The 16,892-nt window shown below is 42.7% G+C and carries 17 protein-coding genes and 1 tRNA gene; 14 read left to right on the forward strand and 4 right to left on the reverse strand.

What is annotated here, in order from left to right:
* Nucleotides 1-317 precede the first annotated feature (317 nt).
* From AB6735_RS24955 to AB6735_RS25005, 11 genes are all read left to right on the forward strand, one after another.
* Entirely contained in the window at nucleotides 318-1,061 is a 744-nt protein-coding gene (locus tag AB6735_RS24955; RefSeq protein WP_370998916.1) for a (Fe-S)-binding protein, read from the forward strand.
* A complete protein-coding gene (locus AB6735_RS24960; protein ID WP_370998917.1) occupies nucleotides 1,054-2,439 on the forward strand; it encodes a lactate utilization protein B in 1,386 nt (461 codons plus the stop codon). The genes AB6735_RS24955 and AB6735_RS24960 overlap by 8 nt, the downstream gene beginning before the upstream one ends.
* Nucleotides 2,436-3,029 (forward strand): lactate utilization protein C, encoded by a 594-nt coding sequence (locus AB6735_RS24965; protein WP_370998918.1) that lies wholly within the window; start codon nucleotides 2,436-2,438, stop codon nucleotides 3,027-3,029. Before AB6735_RS24960 ends, AB6735_RS24965 begins: the two co-directional genes overlap by 4 nt.
* A 175-nt stretch (nucleotides 3,030-3,204) precedes the next feature.
* Nucleotides 3,205-3,951 carry an SDR family oxidoreductase gene (locus AB6735_RS24970; protein WP_370998919.1) on the forward strand — a complete coding sequence of 249 codons (747 nt, stop codon included), beginning with the start codon at nucleotides 3,205-3,207 and terminating at the stop codon, nucleotides 3,949-3,951.
* A gap of 145 nt (nucleotides 3,952-4,096) precedes the next feature.
* On the forward strand, nucleotides 4,097-4,705 hold the full coding sequence (locus AB6735_RS24975; RefSeq protein ID WP_370998920.1) for a TetR/AcrR family transcriptional regulator: 609 nt from the start codon (nucleotides 4,097-4,099) through the stop codon (nucleotides 4,703-4,705).
* A gap of 80 nt (nucleotides 4,706-4,785) precedes the next feature.
* The gene (locus AB6735_RS24980) at nucleotides 4,786-5,184 is read left to right on the forward strand and encodes a two-component system response regulator (protein WP_370998921.1); all 399 of its coding nucleotides are present in this window, start codon (nucleotides 4,786-4,788) and stop codon (nucleotides 5,182-5,184) included.
* Nucleotides 5,185-5,350: 166 nt separating this feature from the next.
* Nucleotides 5,351-6,163, forward strand: coding sequence for an oxidoreductase (locus AB6735_RS24985; protein ID WP_370998922.1), 813 nt, complete (start codon nucleotides 5,351-5,353; stop codon nucleotides 6,161-6,163).
* A 19-nt stretch (nucleotides 6,164-6,182) separates the two neighbouring features.
* Nucleotides 6,183-6,986 carry a helix-turn-helix domain-containing protein gene (locus tag AB6735_RS24990; RefSeq protein WP_370998923.1) on the forward strand — a complete coding sequence of 268 codons (804 nt, stop codon included), beginning with the start codon at nucleotides 6,183-6,185 and terminating at the stop codon, nucleotides 6,984-6,986.
* Between the two features lie 80 nt (nucleotides 6,987-7,066).
* Nucleotides 7,067-7,717, forward strand: coding sequence for a hypothetical protein (locus AB6735_RS24995; RefSeq protein ID WP_370998924.1), 651 nt, complete (start codon nucleotides 7,067-7,069; stop codon nucleotides 7,715-7,717).
* A gap of 62 nt (nucleotides 7,718-7,779) precedes the next feature.
* Nucleotides 7,780-8,175, forward strand: coding sequence for a hypothetical protein (locus tag AB6735_RS25000; protein WP_370998925.1), 396 nt, complete (start codon nucleotides 7,780-7,782; stop codon nucleotides 8,173-8,175).
* Between the two features lie 144 nt (nucleotides 8,176-8,319).
* Nucleotides 8,320-8,391, forward strand: a tRNA-Arg gene (locus AB6735_RS25005).
* A gap of 47 nt (nucleotides 8,392-8,438) precedes the next feature.
* Here AB6735_RS25005 and AB6735_RS25010 read toward each other — a convergent pair.
* Nucleotides 8,439-8,657, reverse strand: coding sequence for a hypothetical protein (locus AB6735_RS25010; protein ID WP_370998926.1), 219 nt, complete (start codon nucleotides 8,655-8,657; stop codon nucleotides 8,439-8,441).
* Between the two features lie 356 nt (nucleotides 8,658-9,013).
* On the opposite strand from AB6735_RS25010, the gene AB6735_RS25015 reads away from it, so the two are divergent.
* The gene (locus tag AB6735_RS25015; RefSeq protein ID WP_370998927.1) at nucleotides 9,014-10,444 is read left to right on the forward strand and encodes an MATE family efflux transporter; all 1,431 of its coding nucleotides are present in this window, start codon (nucleotides 9,014-9,016) and stop codon (nucleotides 10,442-10,444) included.
* 197 nt (nucleotides 10,445-10,641) lie between these two features.
* Here the strand turns inward: AB6735_RS25015 and AB6735_RS25020 are convergent, their stop codons facing one another.
* Both AB6735_RS25020 and ychF read right to left on the reverse strand, forming a co-directional pair.
* Nucleotides 10,642-11,097 carry a nuclear transport factor 2 family protein gene (locus tag AB6735_RS25020; protein ID WP_370998928.1) on the reverse strand — a complete coding sequence of 152 codons (456 nt, stop codon included), beginning with the start codon at nucleotides 11,095-11,097 and terminating at the stop codon, nucleotides 10,642-10,644.
* A gap of 36 nt (nucleotides 11,098-11,133) precedes the next feature.
* Nucleotides 11,134-12,237: a redox-regulated ATPase YchF gene (gene ychF, locus AB6735_RS25025; RefSeq protein ID WP_370998929.1), complete on the reverse strand. Its 1,104-nt coding sequence runs from the start codon at nucleotides 12,235-12,237 to the stop codon at nucleotides 11,134-11,136.
* A gap of 253 nt (nucleotides 12,238-12,490) precedes the next feature.
* Between ychF and mgtE the strand changes: the two genes are divergently transcribed.
* Complete coding sequence (gene mgtE, locus AB6735_RS25030; protein WP_370998930.1) at nucleotides 12,491-13,861, forward strand: magnesium transporter; 1,371 nt, start codon at nucleotides 12,491-12,493, stop codon at nucleotides 13,859-13,861.
* A 284-nt stretch (nucleotides 13,862-14,145) separates the two neighbouring features.
* On the opposite strand, the gene AB6735_RS25035 is transcribed toward mgtE, so the two are convergent.
* Nucleotides 14,146-15,786: an FMN-binding glutamate synthase family protein gene (locus AB6735_RS25035; RefSeq protein ID WP_370998931.1), complete on the reverse strand. Its 1,641-nt coding sequence runs from the start codon at nucleotides 15,784-15,786 to the stop codon at nucleotides 14,146-14,148.
* A 163-nt stretch (nucleotides 15,787-15,949) separates the two neighbouring features.
* Here AB6735_RS25035 and AB6735_RS25040 point away from each other — a divergent pair, with 163 nt between their 5' ends.
* Nucleotides 15,950-16,492, forward strand: coding sequence for a YceI family protein (locus AB6735_RS25040; RefSeq protein ID WP_370998932.1), 543 nt, complete (start codon nucleotides 15,950-15,952; stop codon nucleotides 16,490-16,492).
* The last annotated feature ends 400 nt before the right edge of the window (nucleotides 16,493-16,892 follow it).

The raw sequence follows: 16,892 nt of genomic DNA on the forward strand, positions 1-16,892 counted from the left end.
CAGTAATGGAGGATAAGTTTAAATAATTTCAAGACCAATAAACTAATGAACCAGTGAACTAATGAACATTCACGCTAATTACCGTCAATCATTTGCAAAAAAAGCTGATAACAGTTGCCTCCTATAACTGTAATTTCGTTGTTTAGCATGTAATTGTTAAAGCTACGTTTATACCAAGTAAATCATCTTCACCAATAGCAAAATAATTCCTGCCGGATAAGCTATTTTGTGGTGGTTATACTTGCAGACGCCTAATGATAGTTTTACAATTTATAACCGCTAATATTGCTTTAACCAATTAAAGTAAACACTATAAAATGAAGGTAGCTTTATTTGTACCCTGTTATGTCGACCAGTTTTACCCCAAGGCAGCTATTGCCACGTTGGAATTATTGGAGAAACTTGGCGTTGATGTGCACTATCCTAAAAATCAAACCTGTTGCGGGCAGCCCATGGCCAATTCCGGCTATGAACACCTAACTACCGGCTGCAATAGTTTGTTTATTGATAATTTTTCGGGGTATGATTATATCGTATGCCCATCGGGCAGTTGTACCCTGCACATCAAAGAACATTTACACTCACCCGAAAAAGAAGAGCAGGCTGTTGAAATCCGCAAACGGGTTTATGAGCTTACCGAGTTTTTGGTAGATGTATTAAAAGTAACACAATTAAAAGCCCGTTTCCCTTATAAGGTAGGTTTACACCAAAGCTGTCACGGATTGCGCGGATTGCGGATATCACAAATGAGCGAGCTGGTTGCCCCTGCTTTTAGCAAACCCGCCCAATTATTGGATATGGTTCAGGGACTGGAACTGGTACCTTTAACCCGGCAGGATGACTGCTGTGGTTTTGGAGGAACGTTTTGCGTGGCAGAAGAAGCCGTATCTTCGAAAATGGGTAAAGACCGTGTGGATGACCATATCGAACACGGCGCCCAATATATTACCTCGGCCGACCTTTCCTGCCTTATGCACATGGAAGGCATTTTACGCAGGCAAAAAAGCGATGTTAAAGTAATTCATGTGGCCGAAATTTTAAATCACTACAGCCATGAGTAATGTTACAGCAAAAAGTCACGCCGAGTTAGCCAGCATTTTTAACCGGGATGAACCACGAGTTGACTGGCACGACGAAACCTTATGGTGGGTGCGCCAGAAGCGCGATATACAGGCTCATAAGCTGCCGGAGTGGGAACTGTTAAGGGAAACCGCCTCGCAGATCAAGAACAACGTGTTATCAAACCTGAGTGCCTACCTGGAGCAATTTGAGGCTAATGCGATCAGCAACGGTATTATAGTACATTGGGCGGCCGATGCCGAAGAACATAACAAAATCGTACACCGCCTATTACAGGAGCGTGGTATTAACCGCATGGTCAAAAGCAAATCCATGCTGACCGAAGAGTGCCACCTGAATGAATATCTCAAAGAACAAGGTATTGATGTAATTGACTCCGATTTGGGCGAACGTATTGTACAGCTGGCTAATGAGCCGCCAAGTCACATTGTACTCCCTTGTATCCATAAAAAGAAGGAAGAGATAGGTGATATTTTTCACGAACATTTAGGCTCGGCCAAAGGCGAATCAGATCCTAAGATCCTGACCGAAACCGCCCGCCAGCATTTGCGCGAAGTGTTTTTGACACGTCGCGCGGCACTTACCGGCGTTAACTTTGCTATTGCCGAAACCGGGGAATTTGTGATATGCACCAACGAAGGCAATGCCGATATGGGCGCCCACCTGGCCGAGATCCATATTGCCTCGATGGGGATAGAAAAGATCATCCCGGAAAGGAAGCATTTGGGCGTTTTTTTAAGGTTGCTCACCCGCAGCGCTACTGGTCAGCCTATTACCACCTACTCCAGTCACTTCAAAAGACCGCAGTCCGGCACCGAAATTCATATTGTTATAGTAGATAATGGACGAAGCATACAATTGGGTCGCGAGGATTTTCGCAATTCTCTAAAATGTATCCGTTGCGGGGCCTGTATGAACACTTGCCCGGTATATCGTAAAAGTGGTGGTCATAGTTATCACACTGCTGTTGCAGGTCCTATTGGTTCTATATTGGCACCTAATCTCGACATGAAAAAATATGCCGACCTGCCTTTTGCCTCTACACTTTGCGGCTCATGCAGCAATGTATGCCCCGTTAAAATCGACATTCATGACCAGCTATATAAATGGCGACAGGTAATCGTAAAAGAAGGCTATAGTCCAACCACAAAAACCATAGCCATGAAAGCCATGGCCTTTACCCTGTCCTCACCTGCTTTGTATAGGTCAGGAGGAAAAGTTGGCCGCCTGGTATTTAAATACGCTCCGCTCGCGGTTAATAATGGCTTAAATCCCTGGTACAAACACCGCGAAATGCCCAAAGCACCGGAAGAATCATTTGGCGAATGGTACAGCAAAAGAAAGGAAGGAAAACAATGAGCAGGGAAAAAATATTAGCCGCGGTTAAAAAAAATCAGTTCGCCCACGCCCCACTGCCCGATTTGGAAATATTAAACACTTTAACAGCCGCCACTGATAACCTGGTGCAGCAATACAGCACCGTAGCCAGTGCCGGGGGCAGCTTTGTTTATGAGGTAAAAGATCTGGAGACCATAAAAGCTATACTGCAAAAGGAATTTAAACACGGTGTAAAGATTATATCGAGCATTCCGGAACTGGATGAATACACCTACGCGGGCAATGTACTGGAGGAATCATCACACAGCTTTGCCGATGCAGAGCTGACCATATTGGCATCAAACCTTGGCGTTACCGAAAATGGCGCCTTATGGCTTACAGAAAGCCAGATGAATATACGGGTGCTGCCCTTTATTAGTCAGCACCTGGCTGTTGTGATCTGTAAAGATGCCCTCGTACCTACAATGGCGCAAGCCTATGCCCAAATAGGTAATGCTGATTATGGTTATGGCGCGTTCATCTCCGGGCCATCCAAAACCGCCGATATTGAACAATCATTAGTGATTGGCGCGCATGGGCCCAGGAGCCTTTCCGTGTTCATCCTTACATAGCCCCTTCTTAATACATTATATACCGGCCTGTTATAAGTAAAATAACAGGCCTTATTTTTTCCGGGTAAATTCCTTACTTAAAATGATGACACAAGGATGAGTTTTGACTATTGCAAAAATATACCAATTGGTATATTTTTGTCTTGTTGAAATTAATCATCAACATAAAAACAAAATGAAAACCTCACAGAACACAGTACTCATAACCGGCGGAAGCGCTGGTATAGGATTTGAAATAGCCAAACAACTATCTGCCAAAAACAATCACATTATTATTGTTGGCCGTAACCCTGAGCGTTTGCAAAAAGCTGCCGCTCAATTACAAAATGTTACCGCTATTAGCGCTGATATATCAAACGCTGCCGATGTGGAAAACCTGGTAACCAAATTACTCAGCGACTTTCCAAAGCTTAATATCGTGATCAATAATGCTGGCGCCGCGGCAGGTTTAAGTGATCTGCTTAACAATACAGATACTTTTGAAAGAGCAAGTATTGAAATGCACACCAACTACCTGTCTATTATCAGGCTTAACGAAAAATTATTGCCATTACTTAAAAAACAAACAGAGGCAGCTATCGTAAACGTATCATCAATAGTAGCTTTTTTACCAGGTAAGGTAACTGCTACTTATTCTGCCAGTAAAGCCGCGCTGCACTCTTATACCCAGGCATTAAGGGTTGCTTTGGAGGACACAAACGTTAAGGTATTTGAATTGATGCCTCCCTTAGTTGATACGGAATTCTCTACAGAAATTAACGGTCACCTGGGCATCAAACCAGCACAGGTTGCCGATGAGTTTTTAGCCGCGCTGGAAACCGACAACTATGAGATCAGAGTAGCCGGCACCGAACAATTTTACCAACTCTACCTGTCATCACCTGCCGAAGCGTTAAAAGTATTACATGGCCGTGCCAGTTAATTCATAAAACTAAAAACGCTTGCCATTTTTACAAGGAACGAGGTGAATCTTGCTTCGTTCCTTTTACAAAACTTAATAAAACCCCTTTACCTGATCATCATTCATCAAATTATAATATTAAAATACCAATTGGTACATTTGTGTAATGGAAACGGAATTATCAAAAGCTGCGAGAACACGCCAGTTCATTGTAGAAAAAACCGCGGGTATCTTTAATAAAAAAGGATATGCCGGTACTTCATTATCGGACCTTACCGAGGCTACAGGGCTTACCAAGGGTAGTATATATGGTAATTTTAAAAATAAGGAGGAAGTTGCTGTAGCTGCATTTGAGTACAATACCGCAAAAGTGCGCAGGCAAACCAGGCATCTTATTGATCAGGCATCTACCTATCATGATAAGCTGATGGTTTACGCCCAGGTTTACCATAGATTTAATGCCGCAAGTTTTCCGGAGGGCGGTTGTCCTATCTTGAATACGGCAGTTGATGCCGATGATACTAACCCCGTATTAAAAGAAAAAGCAGCCCAGGTAGTTATTAACTGGAAAAAAAGAATTGAGGAACTGATAGATGGCGGTATAACTGCCGGTGAATTTAAAACAGGTATCGACGTGGCCCAAACAGCGCTTTCTATAATCGCCCTTATTGAAGGAGGCATTATGATAGCCAAGGTAACCAATACCCCGGCCAGTCTGGACAAGGTATTAAAAACAGTGGATGCTATTATAACGCGGCTTAAAACAAACCTGTAACCTAATTATTACAGCAATAATTTAAGGGCAAAAAACAAAAGTTGTTAACTCAACGTTATAAAGAGTACCAATTTAATAATATGCCTAAAAAAATCTTAATCCTTGATGATAGCGAGGATGTACTTGATGTGATGAAAGAAGCGCTCGAGATGGAGGGCTATGAGGTCCGGGTAATTAATTTTACTGATGACATATGCAAGGCAGCTATCAGTTTCAATGCCGACATGGTCATTCTGGATTACATATTATTCGGGATAAACGGTGGCGAACTTTGCCATATGCTTAAAACCACACCCGAAACATGCCATATCCCCGTGATCATGGTATCGGCCTATCCCCGGGTACTGGAATCCTTAGGTAATTATGGTTCTGATGCCTTTATTGCCAAACCCTTTAATCTTTCCGACATAACGGATACTATCAAAGCTTGTTTCCTCAAAGCCGGCAATGATGTGGAACATGCCGATTGTGATTTTTAGCCGATCCCTGCTTATACGCCTTCCTGATACTCATTTGCACTTTGATTATAACAAGGTGAAGCATTATTTTTGAGCTCCACACCAAAGTAAAATTGAGCTTCCAAACAAACCTGCACCCCTGCTTTTAAGACCATCTTTGTTTTGTAATTCACAGAGCAAAGAAAAAATGAAAAAGATCATATTAATAACCGGCGCGTCTGCCGGTATGGGTAAAGAAATGGCCAGGCACCTGGCGCAGGATGGTCATATAGTTTATGGTGCGGCTCGTCGTACCGAGAAAATGAACGATCTTAAACCATTCGGTGTAAAGATATTAGCCATGGATGTAACTGACGAGGCTTCCATGGTTGCCGGGATTGAAACCATTGTAAAAGCCGAGGGTGATATTGATGTGTTGATCAATAACGCCGGTTTTGGGTCATACGGAGCTGTTGAGGATGTACCCATTGACAATGCACGTTACCAGATGGAAGTAAATGTTTTTGGTGCGGCTCATTTAACGCAATTGGTATTACCACACATGCGCAAACAGGGTTCTGGCACAATCATTAATATATCATCCATTGGCGGTAAGTTTGCCGCGGCTCTGGGGGGCTGGTACCACGCCAGCAAGTTCGCTTTAGAAGCCCTGAGCGATAGCCTGCGAAATGAAGTAAAGCAATTTGGTATTAATGTGGTAGTGATTGAACCCGGTGGCGTAAAATCTGAATGGAGCAGCATAGCGATGGATAACCTGCTCAAAATTTCGGGAGATACCGCTTATAGTAATTTGGCCAGACAATTTTCCGCTATCGCCAAAAAAGCGAATGAAAAAAATGCTGATCCGATAGTTATTGTCAACCTGATAAGGAAAGCCATAGCCGCCAAACAACCTAAAACACGCTACCATGGTGGTTATATGGCTGGCCCGGCATTATTCATGCGAAAAATACTGTCTGACCGTACATTTGATAAAATGCTGCTGGCCCAACTGAAGTAATTGTATCTTTAAATTGACAATGGAAGACAAAAGCCACATATTGTTCAACAACCTGCTCTACTCCTGCGTTGATAAAAAACAACGCGCTAATGAATCATTTGTACCCGAACATGCTTTCGGGTACATTATATCAGGCGAAACACATCAGAAAACCAGCGAAGGCACGCGGATATTTAGCGCTGGCACCATTGGGCTTTTACGCAGAAACCAGTTGGTGAAGTCGGAAAAGATACCGGGACTGACGGGCGAATTTAAATCGATCAATATATTTTTAGACCAGCGGTTTCTGCGCAGATATAGCACGGAGCATAAACTTGCGCCAGCCAAACCATACACCGGAAGCCATATTCACATACTACAACCAGATCCCTTCATCAAAGGTTATTTTGACTCTTTGATGCCTTATTTTGATCATCCGGAAAGAGCCACAGATAACATGGCCGAGCTGAAAACCAAAGAAGCGGTTGAGCTGCTCCTGAATTTTAATCCGGATTTTTACGATTTCCTTTTTGATTTCACCGAGCCTTACAAGATAGACCTGGAAGCTTTCATGAACCAAAATTACATGTTCAATGTGCCCGCTGCCCAGTTTGCCAAACTCACAGGTCGTAGCCTGGCCAGCTTTAAGCGCGACTTTGAAAAAGTATTTCGCATGCCGCCAGGACAATGGCTGCAACAAAAACGATTGAATGAAGCCTATTACCTCATCAGGGAAAAAGGCCAGAAACCATCAGCAGTATATCTTGATGTAGGTTTCGAGAACCTCTCACACTTTTCATACACTTTCAAAAAGGCATTTGGAATAGTACCTTCAAGAGTGTAAGCCAGGTTTAAAATTATCTTGCAAATTGTGCTTTTTACTGATTTGTTTTGATAGTTTTATCCTGCTTATCATAGTTATAAATGACCTTAACCGAATTTGAACTCACCGGCGGCGCCACGTATGGCCTCATGAGTGCCACATGGCCGTTTGCTACCCTCCGGGTTAACAAAAATGAACTCGAACTTAATATTTCCTTATTTGGAAATTTACGTTTCCGGCCAGCTGATGTGGTATCCATAACCGTTACTGGTGGGAGTTTTTTTTCAAGCGGTATCCGTATTCATCACATAGTGAAGGGATACTCTTCAACCGTCATTTTTAACTCGTCTGGCAGTGCAGATTCTGTATTGCAACAAATACAACAAACAGGCTTTTTAGATAATAAAGAACGCTTACCTGTTTATGAGGATACCGTCATTACCGCGATGCAGAAAAATGGTGGTTTCGCCATGAAAATTCCTGCAGTCATCGCTATTGTGGTGATCTGGAACCTTTTGTTGCTACCCAATTTAGTTCATTCATTACAGAACAACAAAGTTCCGTTCATCGGTATGCACCTGGGATTATGTTTTATGCTGTTGGTATCTCTTACGCTTTTGATATCCGAACCATTCCGGAATTTACTATTGAAAGAAGGCCGTACTTTAAAGCATATTAAGACATTTGTATTATTTATGATCCTTCTATCAACATTAATGCTGGGCATATCATTCATGCTTCCACAATTTTAGGCCTTATTTGTTTTTCTGTTTGTTTTGGATAGCTTTAGAAAAGCAAACCTAAAAACCTTTATATGAACTGGAGCCTGATCTTTAAACTTTCGATGTTTGGCCTCGTGATGGGCATTGCTACAGCTTTTTTTATTCCGAGTAATATTGAGGGAGCTATATGGCCGGTTATTTTTATTATCTGCGCCTATCTTATCGCCAAAAACTGTACACAAATGTATTTTACCAATGGCTTTTGCCTCAGCCTGATGAACTGTGTATGGATCATTGGCGCACATGCCATTTTTTATAAAAGCTATGCAGCAGGCCATGCGCCGGAAGCTGCCATGTATAACGGTAACCCATATCATATTCCACCACAGGTGGCCCTGGCTGTAATAGGTGTTGTAATTGGCATAGCCTCGGGCCTGGTGCAGGGCTTGTTTGCTTTTATCGCGTCAAAACTGGTTAAGAAAAGGTAAGCTCTTGATTTGCATGGAACGGAGTAATAAAAATCATGTGATCGTTTAATAAACAACACAGGCACACGTTTGATAAAGGCATAATCCAATTTTTACATAATCCATCGTGAATAAAACAATTGAATGTATATCTTTGCAGCAAATGCTCCCGTAGTTCAACGGATAGAATTATGGTTTCCGGTACCATCGATATGAGTTCGAATCTCGTCGGGAGCACAAAAGCCTCTTAAATTTATTTTAAGAGGCTTTTATCTTTGTAAAGCTCATTCTTCGCAATGCGAAATGTGATTCATGTTTAAAATGGCATCTACCTCCTGGAGAAAATGCTGATGCTCCATTTCTTCTATCTCAAGCGGTGTTAAGCCGCTATACTTTGCTTTGTTTTTGGGCCTGGCTTTTATGATGATTGCAATAGGAATACATACCTGTATGATCATAAAGGCTACTGTGATCTGGAACATATAAGTAACTAATGTATCCATAATAGTATTACAAATAAGGTATCAATTGGTGTTGTTAATTTAACGATTTTCACCCGGTTTTTGATGCGTATTTGCTATTTTTTCTACTTTCTTAACCAATTAAAGCGTTTTTAACATTTTGTACAATAAAACGCCTTTACAGCTTCAAAGCTTATATTTTTAGCGCCATTTATTGCCAAGTCGCTTGCCTGTTTCTTATTCGCCTGGTAACGTTTTTACCATTTTTATCGTAAGGGCTGTTATAATTTTTTAATAATGCTTGACTAACCAGAAGCCTTCCCTATATTTGTAACCAAAAGGTTTCATATTGATGGTTAAACATCTATTCCCTTTTATCCTTATAATCCTGTATAATTATGTTAGAGACAATTCAACCCAAACCTAAAAGTAAAGTATCTTCTTTTTTCTCTGTTTTAAAGCAATCGCTTAAAGGCTCCGAAGTTGACCTGACCTCTATCAGCATTAAAAGAGCCATTATTTTGTTAGCCATTCCCATGATGCTGGAAATGGCTATGGAATCTGTATTTGCCCTGGTCGATCTGTATTTTGTGGGGCATTTGAAAAACAGCAGCCTTGCCATTCAAACGGTTGGCTTAACCGAGTCGGTATTAACCGTGATATATTCATTGGCTATTGGCCTGAGTATGGCGGCTACAGCGGTAGTGGCTCGTCGCATAGGCGAAAAAGATCCCGAGGCGGCTTCAAAGGCTGGTATGCAAACCATTATCATTGCGGTAGTAATAAACCTTACCATCAGTATTATAGGGTTAACACACGCACGGGACATCCTGCTGCTGATGGGCGCTTCTGCCGAAACCGCCGACCATGGAACCAACTTTGTTCGCATTATGATGGGTGGTAGTATTATTATCGTGATGCTGTTTCTCATCAATGGTATTTTCAGAGGGGCCGGTAATGCCGCCATCGCTATGCGCAGCTTATGGATAGCCAATATAGCCAACATCATCCTGTGCCCTCTTTTTATCAGAGGTTTAGGCCCTATTCCGGCTTTTGGTTTAACCGGTGCCGCTATTGCTACTACTATTGGCAGAGGCTTAGGTGTTAGCTACCAGGTATATAATTTATTTAACGGGAAAAATATCCTAAAAATAAGGTTAAGCTATTTTGTGCCCGACTGGCAGCAGATCAAAGCTATCATCAAGATCGCAGCTCCGGGCATTTTACAGTTTGTAATAGCCAGTTGCAGCTGGATATTCCTTGCCGAACTGGTAGCCACCACCGGCGGTGAAGCTGGTTCTGCAGGATATCAAACCTCTTTAAGATTAATGATGTTCTTCCTGTTGCCGGCCTGGGGATTAAGCAACGCGGCCGCCACGCTGGTAGGACAAAACCTGGGCGCAGGCCATGTAGACAGGGCCGAAAAATCGGTATTTCAAACCATCAGATACACCATGGTATTCCTGGGTATTGTAAGCATCTTGTTTTTAACCTGCGGACATTTATTCGCTTCCTTTTTTACCGAAGACAAGGCCGTTATAAAGATAGCAACCCGCTCTTTACAAATTTTAAGCGGGGGCTTTATTATTTATGGCATGGGTATGATTTTAACCAGCGCCTTCAATGGTGCAGGCGATACCTGGACACCTACCAAGATCAACTTATTTACTTTTTGGGTATTCCAGATCCCGTTTGCTTATTTACTGGCCAAATATTTTGAAATGGGGCCAACAGGTGTTTTTATTTCCATCCCCGTTGCCGAAGTGGGGCTTACCCTGGGGGCCTATATTTTATTTAAACGCGGCAGATGGAAAAAGATCAAGGTTTAAGATAGAAAGTCCGGAAGTTGGGAAGTCCGGAAAGTCCGAAAGATAGAGGCATAAAATAAAGTTGGGAAGTCCGAAAGCCAGTAAAGTTCAGAAGATATAAGTAAAAGTAAAGTCCGAAAGTTTGAGGTGTTACATCTCCAAACTTTCGGACTTTACTGACTTTCGGACTTTACTGACTTGCCGGACTTCCCGACTTCTTATGGCACCTTTACTGCCTGACGGGCCAGCAATTGCCATTGCCCTTTGTTTTTAATCCATACCAATAATATACCCAGCTTTACAGTGCCCGGACCCTTTCCTTTATCATTGGTAGCCGCAGTAAGTATATGACGCACAGTAGCGGTATTTCCCACAACTTTAACGTTTTGGTCAGTCAGGTCTATAGACACAAAATCGGAGGCTCCGGTAGCAAGATCACTTATAAATTCTTTTTTAGTTTGAAGCTTGCCGCTTGAATGGCCATAGGTTACTTGGTCCGATACTAAATTTTTAAGCGTAACGGTATCTGCATCCACCATGGCTTTACGCAATTGCTCGGTAGCTTGTGTTACCTCTGTAATCAGTTTGGCGTTTTGAGCAAAGGGCTTATCCATGTGTAGCAGGAAGACTGCCCCGAAACAAAGCAGGGCTTTTAGTAAAAAAGATCTTTTCATAAGGGTTTTCAAATTTGGTGTTTAACAAATATAATGTTAAACGTTAAATCTGAAATGCATAATATCGCCGTCCTGTACAATATAGGTTTTTCCTTCAATGGCCAGCTTGCCGTTTTCTTTGATAACCGCTTCGGAGCCGTTAAACTTTACAAAATCATCATACTTGATCACCTCGGCGCGGATAAATCCTTTCTCAAAATCGGTATGGATCACTCCTGCGGCCTGCGGGGCTGTAAAGCCCTGCGTAATTGTCCAGGCACGTACTTCCTGTACACCGGCGGTAAAGTAAGTAGCCAGGTTAAGCAGTTTATAGGCAGCTTTGATCAGCTTGTTTACACCCGATTCTGTCAACCCCAGATCATCCAGAAACATCTGGCGTTCTTCATAAGTTTCCAGTTGCGCAATCTCTGATTCTATCTGGGCCGATATCACCAATACCTCGGCGTTCTCTTCCTTAACGGCAGCTTTTACTTTCTCCACATAAGCATTGCCTGTATTTACCGAACCTTCATCAACATTACAAACATACATTACAGGCTTTGCAGTAAGCAGCCACAGGTCGGCAACATATTCTTTATCCTCTTCGGCAACAGGAGCGGTACGGGCTGATTTACCTGCCAGCATATGCTCTTTGTAAACGGTTAAAACATCAAAGGTTTTTTTTGCTTCTTTATCGCCGCCGGTTTTAGCCATTTTTTCAACTTTCTGGATCTTTTTTTCTATCGATTCCAGGTCCTTTAGCTGTAATTCGGTATCAATGATCTCTTTGTCGCGTATCGGGTCAACAGAACCATCAACGTGTATTACATTATCGTTATCAAAGCAGCGCAGTACATGGATAATAGCGTTGGTTGCACGAATGTTACCCAAAAACTGGTTACCCAATCCCTCGCCTTTGCTGGCGCCTTTTACCAAACCGGCTATATCAACAATTTCAATAACGTTGGGTACAATGCTTTTGGGTTGTACTATTTCGGTAAGTTTGGTTAAACGTTCATCCGGTACCGTAATTACGCCTACATTTGGTTCAATAGTACAGAACGGAAAGTTAGCCGCCTGCGCTTTGGCGTTTGATAAGCAATTAAAAAGTGTTGATTTACCTACGTTTGGTAAACCCACTATTCCACATTGTAAACCCATATTTTATTATAAACAGTAAATTCTAAACTCTAAATTCTAAATATGAAGTCCTAAAATCAAATTCTGTCGATTCTTTAATTCTGAAAACGGCGTAGCCCTCAATGGAGTTAATTCTGATTCAGACAACTAATTAAAATTCGCGCAAAGATAACACAAAATTTTGCCTATAATTTGAAAAAATAAACGACTTTTGCCAGCGTCAAAATAAGGCGAAACAGATTAATAATAACATGTAAACAACAGGGGGACACTTATGAACGAAATGGTTGAACAAATAGAATTGTTGCTGGAGCAGGAAAACAATAAACAATTAAAGGAATATTTGAACAACCTAAATATATCGGACGTTGAAGAGCTGATAGGTGAACTCCCCGAACATGGCCCCCGATTTATTGAAACCCTGTCGCTTAACCGCGCTGTTAACGTTTTCCGGATATTGGATTCCCCAACCCAGGAACGGATCATTAAAAAACTATCCGGTCAAAAAGTAGCCGACCTGATCAACGCCCTGCCTCCTGATGATCGTACCGCCCTTTTTAGCGAATTGCATGGCGATGCTGTTAAAACGTTGATCCTGCACCTGTCGCCAGATGACCGCAAAGAAGCACTCTCTTTATTAGGTTACGAAGAAGATAGTGTTGGCCGTTTGATGACACCCGACTATATTGCCGTTAAGAAAACCTGGGATGTTACCCGTGTATTATCCCATATACGCCGTTACGGTAAAAACTCCGAAACCATTGATGTGATCTATGTGATAGATGAAAATGGTGTGCTACTTGACGACATCAGGATACGGGAGATATTGTTGGTTAAACCCGAGACCAAAGTAAGCGACCTGATGGATGGGCGCCTGATATCCCTCAGCGCCAGCGATCCGCAGGAAGAAGCAATCAATATATTCAGGATGAATAACCGCGTGGCCCTGCCTGTGGTTGATAATGAACATATATTACTGGGTATTGTAACGGTCGACGATATTTTGTGGATAGCTAACGAGGAATACACCGAGGATATCCAGAAGATAGGTGGTACCGAAGCTTTGGATGAACCATACCTGGATATTAACCTGTTCCTGCTGGTTAAAAAGCGGGTTGGCTGGTTGATCATTTTGTTCCTTGGCGAAATGCTTACCGCCACCGCCATGGGATTTTTTGAAAAATCAATTGAAAAAGCTGTGGTACTGGCCTTGTTTATCCCATTGATTATATCAAGCGGTGGTAACAGCGGTTCGCAGGCCTCTACCCTCATCATTCAGGCCATGGCCCTGGGCGAAGTTACCGTTACCGATTGGTGGCGGGTAATGCGCCGCGAGCTGTTGTCTGGCTTAATGCTGGGCCTAACGCTTGGATTAATAGGGTTTATGCGTATTTACATCTGGACCATGTTTTCGCCCATTTACGGACCGCACTGGATATTGGTAGGCTTAACCGTAGGCTGCGCCCTGGTTGGTGTTGTATTGTGGGGATCATTGGCTGGCTCCATGTTACCACTTATCCTGAAAAAATTGGGTGCCGACCCTGCTACATCCTCCGCGCCATTTGTGGCTACCCTGGTGGATGTTACCGGCCTCATCATTTACTTTAGCATCGCCGTGATGATCATGAAGGGTGTGATGTTGTAATGGCTGATTAATTATTATCACCCTCGCTCAGCTCCAGTTGAGTGACGATTATTAAGATTAATGCGTCATTGAGAGGTACGAAGTAATCTCTACTCAGGCAGGTCGGTTATGCAATTCTATTTGCTCTGTATAGCATAGGGATTGCTTCGTAATGCAATGACGCGTTGGGTTTATCGCATTAGGAATCTGGCTTAACATAATGTCCACTCACCACTCACCACTCACCACTCACCACTCACCACTCACCACTCACCACTCACCACTCACCACTCACCACTCACCATCTAACTCATGTACGAACTTACATTGCTGTAATCAATATTGGTTACGTTGCTATAATCGGGCACAAAGCTATCTTCGTTGCTGATGGCCATGTCCAGTTCAAAGCTTGATGGGTATGGCGTATTAAGCAAACTGCCTTTAGGGATGTAAGGGAACAACTCTCCGTAGGTTTGAATCTGGCTGTGGTTAATACGGCGATAGATAAACATACGGTGCAGGTCGCAAGGTTTTACGAGACCGGCGGCACCAATCATTTGTATGGCGCTGCTTACCGTTTGATTATGAAAATTGGCTACCCGTACCTTTTTATCATCAACCACCAGGCCGCGCATCAGGCTTTTGTCCTGGGTGGCTACACCGGTTGGACAAGTGTTCATATTACATTCCAGCGCCTGTATGCAACCCAGCGCAAACATCATTCCGCGGGCACTGTTGCACATATCGGCACCCAGGGCAAAATTCTTTACCAGGTCGAACCCGGTAGCTACCTTGCCGGAAGCGATGATCTTGATATATTTTTTAATGTCGAAACCGGTTAAGGCATCATAAATAAAGGCGAGTGCCTCACGCAGAGGCATACCCACCGAGTTGGAAAATTCCAAGGGTGCCGCTCCGGTACCCCCTTCGCCCCCATCTACGGTAATAAAATCGGGATAGATGCCCGTTTTAACCATAGCCTTGCATATCGCCAGAAACTCGCTCTTATGACCAACACAAAGCTTAAAACCGATAGGCTTACCACCCGATAACTCGCGTAGTTTTTTAATGAACTGTGTTAAGCCGATAGGATCATTAAAAGCGGTATGATATGGCGGCGATACCACGTCCTGCCCCATCTCCACCAGCCTGATCCGCGCAATTTCGGGCGTAACCTTAGCAGCTGGCAATATACCGCCGTGACCAGGCTTGGCTCCCTGCGACAGTTTGATCTCGATCATTTTTACCTGCGGCAATACGGCGCGTTGGGCAAAGGCATCATAATCAATAGTACCATCGGTATGGCGGCAGCTGAAATAGCCGGTTCCTATTTGCCATATAATATCGCCGCCGGGTTTCAGGTGATAATCACTCAGACCACCTTCACCGGTATTATGGGCAAAGTTACCCAGTTTGGCGCCGCCGTTCAGGGCCAGGATAGCGTTCTCGCTCAGCGAACCAAAGCTCATGGCCGATATATTATAAACACTGGCCATATAGGGCTGCTTACAATCAGGTCCGCCTACCTTTACCCTTGGCGACAGATCAAGTTTGTGGTGATCAATAGCCGCTATACTGTGATTAAGCCATTCGTAACCATCTTCATACACATCCAGTTCGGTACCAAAGGGACGGGTATCATCAACTTTTTTAGCGCGCTGATATATCACGCTGCGGTTTTGGCGGTTAAAGGGCGTACCATTGGTATCGCTCTCAATAAAATACTGGTATATTTTGGGTCGCAAGTCTTCCATCAGAAAGCGCAGATGACCAAACACGGGATAATTGCGTACAATGCTGTGCTTTTTTTGAACCAGGTCATAAAAGCCTATCGCATATATAGGTACCATGATCACGAATGACCAGGCTGCTGGTTTCCATAGTATTGTCCACCCGATGAGCGCGGCAAAAATCACAAAGAACGAGATAATGAAAAGCTTCTTCATAAATAGATTATTTAATATAAAAATAACTCGTAAAGTTAAACATTAGCGCAATTGTATGGTTAAACTTGTACTTGATTGTCGGCGAATTGTAATGAAATGAAATTAGATGTTTAAACATCTAATTTGTTATTATCTTTGACTCAACAAAACAAATAAAAAAATCATGGCAACAGAAACAGCAACAAAATGGGTTATTGACCCTATGCATTCAGAAGTACAATTTAAAGTAAAACACTTAGTTATATCAACCGTAAGTGGTTTTTTCAAAAGCTTTGGCGGTGAAGTAATTACCGAAGGCGATGATTTTGACAACGCCGAAGTAGATTTTACATTAGACATCGATAGCATCGACACCAACCAGACTCAACGTGATGAGCATTTAAAAGGCGGCGAATTTTTTGACGCTGAAAAATATCCAAAGATCAGCTTCAAATCAACCTCATTAACCAAAACCGATGATGATGAATATGAATTGAAAGGTGATCTGACCATAAAGGATGTAACCAAACCGGTAACCCTTAAAGCTGAATTTGGTGGCTCAGCAGCCGATTTCTATGGCAACACTAAGGCTGGTTTTGAAATCACCGGTAAAATAAACCGTAAAGAGTTTGGTTTAACCTGGGATGGCGTAACCGAAGCAGGCTCGGTTGTAGTTGGCGAAGACATTAAATTGCTCATCAACCTACAGCTAACCAAACAAGCTTAATTGTTTTAATACTGTTGCTGTGTTTTAACATTTAAAAGCCGGTGTTGTTGCCCAGGTAGCAACCCGGTTTATTAAAACACTCAACAGGTTAAAGCTTATTATGAAAGGCCATTTGCTAAAGCAAATGGCCTTTTTTTGGCCTAATCTCCATTACGTCATTGCGAGGCACGAAGCAATCTCTGCACAGGCAGGTCTGTCATAAAAGCTCACCTGCTTGCTTGCTCTGTACAGCATAGAGATTGCTTCGTGCCTCGCAATGACGCATTTTTTTAGGGTCTATAAAGTAATGAATAGGTGCCCATTATTTTTAAACCAAGTTATAGGCAGGGCTGACGCATAAGAAAGGATAAAAATGCGTGGTGTTATCAACAAAATGTTAATAAAGAAGGAGTAAGTTTAG

Origin of the sequence: Mucilaginibacter sp. RCC_168 (genome assembly GCF_041355315.1) — a bacterium.
Lineage (GTDB): Bacteria > Bacteroidota > Bacteroidia > Sphingobacteriales > Sphingobacteriaceae > Mucilaginibacter.